Below are 11,586 nucleotides of genomic sequence, written 5' to 3' on the forward strand. Positions count from 1 at the left end.
CCCCCACGCCCCCGCGGTGAGCCTCGCCGCGGAGGACCTGTCGATGTTCGGCACGGACCCGCTGTGGCTGATCGCCCTCAAGGCGGTGTTCTGCTTCGCGTTCCTGATGGTGACCGTGCTCGTCTGCATCGTCTTCGAGCGCAAGGTCGTCGCCTGGATGCAGCTGCGGATCGGGCCCAACCGGCACGGTCCCTGGGGCATGCTCCAGTCGCTCGCCGACGGCATCAAGCTGATGCTGAAGGAAGACGTCATCGTCAAGGGCTCGGACAAGCTGGTCTACGTCCTGGCGCCGATCCTCGCCGCCGCGCCGGCCTTCATGGCCATCGCGGTGATCCCCTTCGGTCCGGCGGACAATCAGGTGTCGATCTTCGGCACCCGTACGGCGCTCCAGCTGACCGACATGCCGGTGGCGATCCTCTTCATCCTGGCCACCGCCTCCATCGCCGCGTACGGCGTGGTGCTGGCCGGTTGGGCCTCGGGCTCGACGTACCCGCTGCTCGGCGGCGTGCGTGCGACGGCCCAGATCATCTCCTACGAGGTGGCGATGGGGCTCAGCTTCGCCGCCGTCTTCCTGCACTCCGGCTCGATGTCGACCTCGACGATCGTCGGGGCGCAGGCGGACACCTGGTTCGCCGTCGTGCTGCCGATCTCCTTCCTCATCTACATGGTGGCGATGGTCGGCGAGGCGCACCGCGCGCCGTTCGACATGCCGGAGTCCGAGGGCGACCTGGTCGCGGGTTTCCAGACGGAGTACTCGTCGATCAAGTTCGCCATGTTCATGCTCTCCGAGTACATCCACATGGTCACGGTCTCCGCGCTCGCGGTGACGCTCTTCCTCGGCGGCTGGCGCGCACCGGCGCCGATCTCCACCTTCTGGGAGGGCGCCAACGAGGGTTGGTGGCCGATGCTGTGGTTCGTCGTGAAGCTGCTGATGGTCCTCTTCCTCTTCGTGTGGCTGCGCGGCACCCTGCCCCGTATCCGCTACGACCAGTTCATGAAGCTGGGCTGGAAGGTCCTGATCCCGGTCTCGCTGGTCTGGTTCATGCTCGTCGCCACCGTGCGCGCCATGCGCAACGAGGGGCACGACTTCACCCAGGTCATCCTCTGGGTCGCCGGAGCGGTGCTCGGTGTACTGGTCATCTCCTTCATCGTCGACCTGTTCCGCGACCGCAGGGAGAAGGCCGAGGAGTCGCTGCGGTCGGCCGAGGAGGAGGAAGAGGGGGCCAAGCCCTTCGACCCGATGGCCGGCGGCTACCCCGTACCGCCGCTGCCGGGGCAGACCCTGCCACCCGTGCCGCGCAGGAGGTCCCGTGCGGACCGTGAGCCGGTGACCGTCGCCGCGGGCGGCTCGGAAACCGGTGCCGCCGAGCCGAAGAGCGCCGCCAGCAAGGAGTCCGACGATGGCTGATTTCGAGAATCCGGTTGCCGGCTTCGGCGTGACCTTCAAGGGCATGTTCAAGAAGCGGCTCACCGAGCAGTACCCCGAGTACAAGAAGCCGACCGCGCCGCGCTTCCACGGCAGGCACCAACTCAACCGTCACCCCGACGGGTTGGAGAAGTGCATCGGCTGCGAGCTGTGCGCCTGGGCCTGCCCCGCCGACGCGATCTACGTCGAGGGCGCGGACAACACCGAGGAGGAGCGTTACTCGCCCGGTGAGCGCTACGGCCGCGTCTACCAGATCAACTACCTGCGCTGCATCCTGTGCGGACTCTGCGTCGAGGCGTGCCCCACCCGGGCACTGACCATGACCAACGAGTACGAACTCGCCGACCGCACCCGCGAGTCGCTGATCTACACCAAGGACGAGCTGCTGGCCGGGCTCACCGAGGGCATGGTCGACTCGCCGCACGCGATCTTCCCCGGCATGACGGAGAAGGACTACTACAGCGGTCTGGTCACCGAGGCCGCCCCCGGCACCGAGCGCCAAGTCGCCCTGACCAAGGGCGAGGTGACGCCCGACCCGGAGGCGGACGTGGACTCCGCGGCCCGCAGCCAGCACGACGTCGCCGACCGGGAGGCAGCCGAGGAGCGGTCCGCCGAGCGGCAGGCCGCGAGCAAGGAGGCCGGGGCATGAGCACGCTGGCTTCCACCACCTCCAGCGCCGAGGCAGTGCAGTTCTGGCTGCTCGGCGGGATCGCCGTGGCGGGTGCTCTCGGCACGGTCCTGCTGCGCCGGGCCGTGCACGCGGCGCTGTGCCTGGCCGGCACGATGATCATCCTGGCGATCTTCTACCTCGCCAACGGTGCGTACTTCCTGGGAGTCGTCCAGATCGTCGTCTACACCGGCGCGGTCATGATGCTCTTCCTCTTCGTGCTGATGCTCGTCGGCGTGAGCGCCGCGGATTCCCTGAAGGAGACCCTCAAGGGCCAGCGCCTGATGGCCGCGATCTGTGCGCTGGGCCTGGGCATCCTGCTGGTCGCGGGCATCGGTCAGGCGGCGCTCGGCACCTTCACCGGCATCGAGCGGGCGAACGAGGCGCAGGGCGGCAACGTCCCGAGCATCGCCGAACGGCTCTTCACCGAGTACGTCGTCGCCTTCGAGGTCACCGGCGTGCTGCTGACCATCGCGGCCGTCGGTGCCACGATGCTGACTCACCGCGAGCGCACCGAGATGGCCAAGTCCCAGCGCCAGCAGGCCGAGGAGCGCACCCGCTCCGACCACCTGCCGCCGCTGCCGGCCCCCGGCGTCTACGCCCTGCACAACGCGGTCGACCGGCCGGGACTGCTGCCCGACGGCACTCCGTCCGAGCTGACGGTGAGCCCGACGCTGCGCGCCAGGAACCAGATCCGCGAAGTCTCCCCGGAGAAGCTCAACCAGGTTGCCGCCCTCGAACAGCGCACGGCCGACTACCACGGCCAGCCCCGCTACGGGCAGCGCAGCCAGGGCGTCGCCGGCGGTACGGACCAGGGTCGCGCGGGCGCCGAGCAGGACAGCCCGACCGAGGACCAGGTCCGCGTCGAGCCCGGGCACAAGCCCGGTGACGGTGAATCAGACCACGGGCAGTCGAGCGGCGAGGAGGCCCGTTAGTGGACCCGGTGAACTATCTCTATCTGGCCGCCCTTCTGTTCACCATCGGTGCTTTCGGTGTGCTGATCAGGCGGAACGCCATCGTCGTCTTCATGTGCATCGAGCTGATGCTGAACGCGGCGAACCTGACTCTGGTCGCCTTCTCCCGCATGCACGGCAACCTCGACGGCCAGATCATGGCGTTCTTCGTCATGGTCGTCGCCGCCGCGGAGGTCGTGGTGGGTCTCGCGATCATCGTCATGCTGTACCGCTCCCGTCACTCGGCCTCGGTCGACGACGCCAGTCTGATGAAGCTGTAAGGGGTAGCAACCAGTGGAGTCATTGATCGGACTGCTCGTCGCCGCGCCCCTGTTGGGCGCAGCCGTACTGCTGTGCGGCGGGCAACGCTTGAACCGTACGGGCCATCTGCTCGGCACCGCGCTGGCCGCGGTCTCGTTCGTGGTCGCCGCGGTGCTCTTCTTCGACATGGTCGGCCGGGACACCGACGACCGGGCCCTGCACCAGCACCTGTGGAGCTGGGTGCCGGTGAACGAGTTCCAGGCGGACATCGCCTTCCAGCTCGACCAGTTGTCGATGACGTTCGTCCTGCTGATCACGGGTGTGGGCACGCTCATCCACCTGTACTCGATCGGCTACATGGAGCACGACGAGCGCAGGCGCCGTTTCTTCGGCTACCTGAACCTCTTCCTCGCCTCCATGCTCGTGCTGGTCCTGGCGGACAACTTCCTTCTGCTGTACGTCGGTTGGGAGGGTGTGGGCCTCGCCTCGTACCTGCTGATCGGCTTCTGGCAGCACAAGAAGAGCGCGGCGACCGCGGCCAAGAAGGCGTTCGTGGTCAACCGCGTCGGTGACGCCGGCCTGGCCATCGCGATCTTCCTGATGTTCACGACGTTCGGCACCTTCGCCTTCGGGCCGGTGCTCGACGACGTCGAGGCGAGCGGCGCGAGCCAGGCCACGCTGACCGGCATCGGCCTGATGCTGCTGCTGGCCGCCTGCGGCAAGTCCGCCCAGGTGCCGCTCCAGTCCTGGCTCGGCGACGCGATGGAGGGCCCGACCCCGGTCTCGGCCCTTATCCACGCCGCCACCATGGTCACCGCGGGCGTGTACCTGATCACCCGTTCCGGCGCGATCTTCAACGCCGCACCCGACGCCCAGACCGTGGTCGTCGTGGTCGGCGCCGTGACGCTGCTCTTCGGTGCGATCGTCGGTTGCGCCAAGGACGACATCAAGAAGGCGCTCGCCGGCTCCACGATGTCGCAGATCGGCTACATGATCCTCGCGGCCGGACTCGGCCCGATCGGCTACGCCTTCGCGATCATGCACCTGGTGACGCACGGCTTCTTCAAGGCCGGTCTCTTCCTCGGCGCCGGCTCGGTCATGCACGGCATGAACGAGGAGGTCGACATGCGCAAGTACGGCGGCCTCCGCAAGTACATGCCGGTCACCTTCATCACGTTCGGCCTCGGCTACCTGGCCATCATCGGCTTCCCGGGCCTCTCCGGCTTCTTCTCCAAGGACGCCATCATCGAGGCGGCCTTCGCCAAGGGCGGCACCCAGGGCTGGATCCTGGGCGTGGTGACGCTGCTCGGCGCGGCCATCACCGCGTACTACATGACGCGCGTGATGCTGCTGACCTTCTTCGGTGAGAAGCGCTGGCAGCCCGACGCGGAGGGCAACATGCCGCATCCGCACGAGTCGCCGAAGACGATGGTCATCCCGATGGTGGTGCTGGCCTTCGGCTCGGTCTTCGCGGGCGGCCTCTTCAAGTGGGGCGACGCGTTCGTCAACTGGCTGGAGCCCGTCACCCAGTTCGAGCACGGGCACCCGCCGCTGAGCGTTCCGGTGATCACCGGCCTGACCGTGGTGGTGCTGCTCATCGGTGTCGGCGCGGCCTGGTTCCAGTACGGCCGCGCCGCGATCCCGGTGGTCGCCCCGCGCGGCAGCCTGCTGACCCGTGCGGCCCGACGGGACCTGCTCCAGGACGACTTCAACCACGTGGTCCTCGTACGCGGCGGCGAGCACCTGACCCGTTCGCTGGTGTACGTCGACAACAAGATCGTCGACGGTGCGGTGAACGGCACCGCCGCCTTCTACGGCGGACTGTCCGGGCGGCTGCGGCGGGCGCAGAACGGCTTCGCCCGCAGTTATGCGGTCTCGATGTTCGGCGGTGCGGCACTGCTCGTCGCTGCCACCCTGCTGATGAGGGCGGTCTGATCCATGGCTGACATGTCATTTCCCCTGCTGACCGCGACAGCCGTGCTGCCGGCGCTGGGCGCGGTCGCCACTGCGGCGGTCCCGGCAGCGCGGCGCACGGTCGCCAAGTGGCTCGCCTTCGCCGTCTCGCTCGGCACCCTGGCGCTCGCCCTCGTCGTGGCGATGCGCTTCGACCCGGGCGGCGACAGGTACCAGCTCACCGAGTCCCGTTCCTGGATCGCCGACTTCGGCGTCCGCTACGAACTGGGCGTGGACGGCATCGGCGTGGCGATGATCGCGCTGACCGCCGTCCTCATCCCGTTCGTCATCGCAGCCGGCTGGAACGACGCGGATCCGGTCGAGGGCGAGAAGACCGGTCGGAGCTGGCGCCCCACCCAGGGCTTCTTCGCGCTGATCCTGATGGTCGAGGCGATGGTGATCATCTCCTTCGCCGCGACCGACGTCTTCCTCTTCTACGTCTTCTTCGAAGCCATGCTGATCCCGATGTACTTCCTCATCGGCGGCTTCGGCGACCGCGCGCACAGCCGCGGCGAGGAGGAGGGCGCCAAGCAGCGCAGCTACGCCGCGGTCAAGTTCCTGCTGTACAACCTCGCAGGCGGCCTGGTGATGCTCGCGGCGGTGGTCGGGCTGTACGTCGTCACCGCCGACCAACTCGGCGAGGGCACCTTCTCGTTGCAGCAGATCGCCGAGGCGCGCGCCTCGGGCGAGCTGACCATGGGTACCAACGCCGAGCGGATGCTCTTCCTCGGCTTCTTCATCGCCTTCGCGATCAAGGCGCCGCTGTGGCCGCTGCACACCTGGCTGCCGAACGCGATGGGGGAGTCCACCTCGCCGGTCGCGGTGCTGATCACCGCGGTGGTCGACAAGGTCGGCACCTTCGCGATGCTGCGCTTCTGCCTCGGCCTCTTCCCCGAGGCCAGCGCCTGGGCCACTCCGGCGGTGATCGCGCTCGCGCTGATCAGCATCATCTACGGCGCGCTGCTGGCGATCGGCCAGCGCGACATCAAGCGCCTGGTGGCGTACGCGTCCATCTCCCACTTCGGCTTCATCGTGCTCGGCATCTTCGCGATGACCAGCCAGGGCCAGGGCGGCGCGACGCTGTACATGGTCTTCCACGGCATCTCCACCGCGGCGCTGATGCTGGTGGCGGGCTTCCTGATCTCCCGTCGCGGCTCGCGTCTGATCGCCGACTACGGCGGGGTGCAGAAGACCGCTCCGGTGCTCGCCGGCACGTTCCTCGTCGGCGGTCTGGCGACCCTGTCGCTGCCCGGACTGGCGCCGTTCATCAGTGAGTTCCTGGTGCTGGTCGGTACCTTCAGCCGCTATCCGGTCGCCGGCATCGTGGCCACCGCGGGCATCGTGCTGGCCGCCGTCTACGTCCTGCTGCTCTACCAGCGGACCATGACCGGGCCGGTCGAGAAGCCCGAGATCGCGAAGATGCCGGACCTGCGGCCCCGCGAAATCGCCGTGGTGGCACCGCTGATCGCCATGCTGATCTTCTTCGGTCTCTTCCCGAAGCCGCTGACCGAGATCGTCAACCCGGCGGTCGAGCACACCATGTCGGATGTGCGCAAGACCGACCCTGAAACAGCACAGTCGGACGCGGAGGCGGCCAAGTGAGCGCACTGAACGCAAGCCCGGACGGCGCTGTCCACAACCTGTGGACACACGCCGCCGAAGCGCCCTCGATCGAGTACCTCCAGCTGTCCCCGGCCCTGATCGTGCTCGGGGCGGCGGTGGTGGCGATCCTGGTCGAGGCATTCGCCCCGCGCAGCGCCCGCTACTACCTCCAAGTGGGCCTGTCCGGACTGGCGTTGGCCTGCGGCTTCGCCACGACGGTGGGCCTGGCGGTCGGCGGATACGCCACCGACAAGGCGGCCGTCGTCGGTATCGGCTCGCTCTCGGTCGACGGCCCCGCGCTCTTCCTCCAGGGCGTGATCCTGGTGGTCGCGCTCGTCTCGGTCGGCACTTTCGCCGAACGCAGGCTGGAGCCCGTCGCGCACGGCGCCCGGGTGGACTCCTTCGCGGCCCAGCCGGCCTCGGTGCCGGGCGGCGAGGGTGAGCAGGCGGCCATCAAGGCCGGCTGGACCACCACCGAGATCTTCCCGCTGCTGCTCTTCGCGGTCGGCGGCATGATGCTCTTCCCGGCGGCGAACGATCTGCTGACGCTCTTCATCGCGCTCGAGGTCTTCTCGCTCCCGCTCTACCTGCTGTGCGCGCTGGCCCGCCGCCGGCGGCTGCTCTCGCAGGAGTCGGCGGTCAAGTACTTCCTGCTCGGCGCGTTCTCCTCGGCGTTCCTGATCTTCGGTATCGCGCTGGTCTACGGCTACGCGGGCAGCGTCCAGTACCCCGTCATCGCGGACGTCGTCGACGGCACCGTGCAGAGCCCGTCCCCGGCGCTCGCCGCCTCGATGAGCAACGACGTGCTGCTGCTCGTCGGCATGGCGATGATCCTGATGGGTCTGCTCTTCAAGGTGGGCGCCGTGCCGTTCCACATGTGGACGCCGGACGTCTACCAGGGCGCCCCGACCCCGGTCACCGGCTTCATGGCCGCGGCCACCAAGGTCGCCGCCTTCGGCGCGTTGCTGCGACTGCTCTACGTCGTACTGCCGGGCCTGAGTTGGGACTGGCGGCCGGTGATGTGGGGCGTCGCGATCCTGTCGATGGTGGTCGGCGCGGTCGTCGCGATCACCCAGACCGATGTGAAGCGCCTGCTGGCGTACTCCTCGATCGCACACGCCGGCTTCATCCTCGCCGGTGTGGTCGCCATGAACGACCGGGGCATCTCCTCGGTCCTCTTCTACCTGCTCGCCTACTCCTTCGTCACGGTCGGCGCCTTCGCCGTCGTCACGCTGGTGCGCGACGCGGGCGGCGAAGCGACGCACCTGTCCAAGTGGGCGGGTCTCGGGCGGCGTTCGCCGCTGGTGGCCGCGGTCTTCGCCATCTTCCTGCTGGCCTTCGCCGGTATCCCGCTGACCTCGGGCTTCGTCGGCAAGTTCGCCGTCTTCGCGGCGGCGGCGGAGGGCGGTGCCGCGCCGCTGGTCGTGGTCGGTGTGCTCTCCTCGGCGATCGCCGCGTTCTTCTACGTCAAGATCATCGTGCTGATGTTCTTCAGCGAGCCGGCACCGGACGGGCCCACCGTGGCCATCCCCTCGGTGCTCACCACCGGCGCCATCGCGATCGGTGTCGTGGTCACCCTGGTGCTGGGCATCATGCCCCAGTACTTCCTCGACCTCGCCTCCACGGCGGGCGTCTTCGTCCGCTAGTTCGCGGCACGGTCGGGGCCGACTCGGCTTCGGGGCCCGGGAGTTCGTACGTCGCGGCGTACGTCCCCGGGTCCCGTTTTCGTGTGCGGTGGTCGTGAGTGGTGGCCGGGTGCGCTGGTGCCGGGCTGGGTGGGTCCGGTCGGGCGGGGCTGCAAGAACCTCAAAGAGATTTTGAGTTTCTTGCAGGCCGGATGCACGAACCTCAGAATCCTTTTGAGGTTCGTGCCTCTAGAGATCGCATGCCACCCAGAGCCCCGGGTGCCAGAGCCGTTCTCTGGGACGTCGCGTGCCGGCAGCGGGGTTGTTTTACCGCCGCACGGGCCCTTGTAGCGGGCTACTCGTACCAGTCGCAGAGCTACCACGCACGGCAGGGGGACTGGCTCTCCGTCGAGCGCGGTACGTACCGTTTCCGCGAGTTCGAGGCCATGCCCCAGGGGGAGCACGACCATCTGGTGCGCTGGCACCTGTGGAGCAAGGGACGCGCCGTGGTCTCCCACACGACGGCGCTCTCCGTTCACGACCTCGGGGTGGGAAACCCCGCGAAGGTGCATCTGACCGTTCCTCCGGGCTTTTGCAGAAGACACGCGAGCGTGGTGCTGCACCGGGCGGTGCTCGAAAAAGCGGACATCGGGGAGAGGGAGGGCTACCGGCTCACTGTGCCGGTACGGGCGATCGTGGAGAGCGCAGAGGATCTGCTGGATCAGGAGGCCGTCGACTCCGCCGTCACCGAAGCGATGGAACGAGGGCTCACCACCGGGCGGCGGCTCGTGCACGCCGCCCAGGGGCTCGGGAGCCGGGCAGAGCTCGCCGTCGAGCGAGCGGTCAGGGCAGCCCGGTGACCGGCCGGTACTAGGACGCGACGGCCCTGCGCAGAGCCCTGGAGTCCCGCCTCAAGGCGAGCGCCGCGGACGGCGGTACGGACCTGGCACGGCACCGTCGACTCGTCGTCTTCGAGCGGGTCGCCTCCCGCCTAGCCTCCGACTCGGCAGTTCGCTGGGTCCTCAAGGGTGGTGCCGCCGAGCTTCCTCCCAACTGGGAAGTGGCCTACCCGAAGATCGAGGACGGACTCACGGAGACGGGTAGCGGGTTTGCCGATGCGCTGAGAGTGCTCACTGAGTTCTGGGGTGTGGCGGTGGCCGGATCGATGCCTCGGGGTTAGTTCGCGGCACGGTCGGGGTCGACTCGGCCGCGGGGCCCGGGAGTTCGTACGTCCCGGCGTACGTCCCCGGGCCCCGTCGTTGTGTGCGGTGGTGGTGGGTGGTGGTCGGGTCGGGGTCAGGGGGTGGTGTTCTGGGCGTGCTGGATGAAGGAGAGCATCTGCGGGGTGGGGCCGCCGTAGTTCTGCGCCAGCGCCTCCGCGTTCTCGGCCTGCATCCGGTAGAGCGAGTCGCGCAGTGCGCTGTCGCCGCCGTGGAAGGAGGCGACCAGCTCCATCCAGCGGGAGGCGAGCGCTTGGGCGCGGGGATCGGCCGGGTCGGTGCCGGCGTCGATCTCCGCCTGCACCTTGGCCATCAGCACCGGCCACTCCTGCTCCACGGCGGCGACGGCCTCCTCCCCGACCTCGTTGCGGCGCTCCTGCATCGCTTGCAACTGCTCGGCGGAGAAGTACTCGCCCATTTTTTGGTCCATTGTGTGCGCCTCTTCCATGAGTGCGAGGAGATCGGCGGAGTTGTGGGCGCGTTCGCCGTCGGCCAGCAGCAGGAGTCGGCTGCGCGTCAGCCGCAGGGCGTCGAGCTGCTGGTCGACCTGTGTCAGTCGCTCGCGCAGCAGGTCGGCCAGCGGCAACTCCCCGTCCAGCGCGGTGCGTACGGACTCCAGCGAGAGTCCGAGTCCGCGCAGTGTGACGATGCGGTACAGCCGGGCGACGTCCGCCTCGTCGTAGAGGCGGTGCCCGCCCGCGGTGCGTTCCGAGGGCTCCAGCAGTCCGATCCGCTCGTAGTGGTGCAGCGCGCGGACGGTCAGTCCGGTCTGCCGGGCGAGCTCGCCGACCTTCCACTCCATGATGTCCTCGTTGGTGTCGAACCATCCTCTATGGGTGGTTGTCGTCGGTTTCCGGCGACGTGGAAGACGCTAGGACCTACACCTGCGTCAGGTTCAAGTCGATTCCCGGGACGGGTGGCGGGTGCGTGCGTGCGTCGGTCACGGGTCGTGGGTACGGGTCCGCCCCGCGCGGGTCCGCACCGAAACGACTCCGCCCCGGAGCGGACCCGCGCGGGGCGGGCCGTTCCGGAGCGGAGTCGGCGGTTCGGTCTCTCGGGCGGGTGGTGGGGTGCGGGCCCGGGAGTGCCCGGGGTCAGGCGTGGGGGTCGAAGGGGATGTCGTCGGGCATCGCCTTCTCCAGGTGGGAGTTGAAGGTGTCGTCCTTGATGCCCAGGGTGGCGCTGCCGAAGTCCGCCTGGACGAGCTTGTCGCGCAGGCCCTCGGGGTATCCGTCCCAGCCGACGAGATCCGGCTGACGCCAGTCGCCGCGGTGGTTCTCCGGCGGCTCGTCGTTGTCGTTGGCCAGGCGGAAGCAGTGGGTGGTGATGCCGTCCTTGTGGTAGACGATCTTCGGGTTCGGCCCTTCGAACCGTACGGAGTCGCGGTTGTGCACGTCGAAGCCTCCGTGGGCGGAGGTGGAGACGTACTGCACCTCGTCGTTGTGCACCCAGACTACGACGTGCTCCCAGTCGTGGCGGTGGCCCGCGGCGCCGCCTCCGTGGGCGGCCTGGTCCTTCTCGAAGTACGAGCTGTAGACGATCGCGCACCAGTCGTTGTTGCACTTCTCGCGCGAGTAGGTGTTGACGTTGTCCAGGTCCCAGTCGTCCCGGCACTGGCCGTTCATGTCGCCGCCGATGCCCAGGCCGCCCGCGATGGTGCCGTCCGGTCCGATGGCGGGGGTGGCGTAGCAGCCGTCGGTGTCGTAGTCGTACACCGGCTGGAACCTCTGCTCGGACTCGCTCGCCTGCTCCGGCAGCTTGCCCGGCGGCTCGGCGGAGGCGACGCCCGGCACGGCGAGGACCAGCGCGAAGGCGGCGGCGCCGACGAATCCGGCGCGGCCCATGCGGCGTCCGGCCCGACGGGGCCTGCCCGCAAGGG

At 68.7% G+C, this 11,586-nt stretch carries 10 protein-coding genes; 8 read left to right on the forward strand and 2 right to left on the reverse strand.

The genetic code is table 11. From position 1 onward, the window contains the following. Nucleotides 1-43: 43 nt before the first annotated feature. The 8 genes from nuoH (at nt 44) to JGS22_RS12090 (ending at nt 9,347) form a co-directional block, all read left to right on the forward strand. A complete protein-coding gene (gene nuoH / locus JGS22_RS12055) occupies nt 44-1,408 on the forward strand; it encodes an NADH-quinone oxidoreductase subunit NuoH (RefSeq protein ID WP_211040510.1) in 1,365 nt (454 codons plus the stop codon). Beyond that, on the forward strand, nt 1,401-2,075 hold the full coding sequence (gene nuoI / locus JGS22_RS12060; RefSeq protein ID WP_211040493.1) for an NADH-quinone oxidoreductase subunit NuoI: 675 nt from the start codon (nt 1,401-1,403) through the stop codon (nt 2,073-2,075). The genes nuoH and nuoI overlap by 8 nt, the downstream gene beginning before the upstream one ends. After that, nucleotides 2,072-3,028 carry an NADH-quinone oxidoreductase subunit J gene (locus JGS22_RS12065; RefSeq protein ID WP_211040492.1) on the forward strand — a complete coding sequence of 319 codons (957 nt, stop codon included), beginning with the start codon at nt 2,072-2,074 and terminating at the stop codon, nt 3,026-3,028. Before nuoI ends, JGS22_RS12065 begins: the two co-directional genes overlap by 4 nt. Further along, nucleotides 3,028-3,327 (forward strand): NADH-quinone oxidoreductase subunit NuoK, encoded by a 300-nt coding sequence (nuoK, locus tag JGS22_RS12070; protein WP_211040491.1) that lies wholly within the window; start codon nt 3,028-3,030, stop codon nt 3,325-3,327. Before JGS22_RS12065 ends, nuoK begins: the two co-directional genes overlap by 1 nt. A gap of 13 nt (nt 3,328-3,340) precedes the next feature. After that, on the forward strand, nt 3,341-5,242 hold the full coding sequence (gene nuoL, locus JGS22_RS12075; protein ID WP_211040490.1) for an NADH-quinone oxidoreductase subunit L: 1,902 nt from the start codon (nt 3,341-3,343) through the stop codon (nt 5,240-5,242). A gap of 12 nt (nt 5,243-5,254) precedes the next feature. After that, nucleotides 5,255-6,862: an NADH-quinone oxidoreductase subunit M gene (locus JGS22_RS12080; RefSeq protein WP_211040509.1), complete on the forward strand. Its 1,608-nt coding sequence runs from the start codon at nt 5,255-5,257 to the stop codon at nt 6,860-6,862. Further along, entirely contained in the window at nt 6,859-8,508 is a 1,650-nt protein-coding gene (gene nuoN / locus JGS22_RS12085; RefSeq protein ID WP_372454236.1) for an NADH-quinone oxidoreductase subunit NuoN, read from the forward strand. Before JGS22_RS12080 ends, nuoN begins: the two co-directional genes overlap by 4 nt. Before the next feature lie 239 nt (nt 8,509-8,747). Beyond that, the gene (locus JGS22_RS12090) at nt 8,748-9,347 is read left to right on the forward strand and encodes a type IV toxin-antitoxin system AbiEi family antitoxin domain-containing protein (RefSeq protein ID WP_211040489.1); all 600 of its coding nucleotides are present in this window, start codon (nt 8,748-8,750) and stop codon (nt 9,345-9,347) included. 436 nt (nt 9,348-9,783) lie between these two features. Here JGS22_RS12090 and JGS22_RS12095 read toward each other — a convergent pair whose 3' ends face one another. Together JGS22_RS12095 and JGS22_RS12100 are read right to left on the reverse strand one after the other, a co-directional pair. Then, a complete protein-coding gene (locus JGS22_RS12095; RefSeq protein ID WP_211040488.1) occupies nt 9,784-10,509 on the reverse strand; it encodes a MerR family transcriptional regulator in 726 nt (241 codons plus the stop codon). A 292-nt stretch (nt 10,510-10,801) separates the two neighbouring features. Then, nucleotides 10,802-11,551 carry an NPP1 family protein gene (locus JGS22_RS12100; protein WP_211040507.1) on the reverse strand — a complete coding sequence of 250 codons (750 nt, stop codon included), beginning with the start codon at nt 11,549-11,551 and terminating at the stop codon, nt 10,802-10,804. Between the last annotated feature and the right edge of the window lie 35 nt (nt 11,552-11,586).

It is taken from the genome of Streptomyces tardus (assembly GCF_018101125.2).
Lineage (GTDB): Bacteria > Actinomycetota > Actinomycetes > Streptomycetales > Streptomycetaceae > Streptomyces > Streptomyces tardus.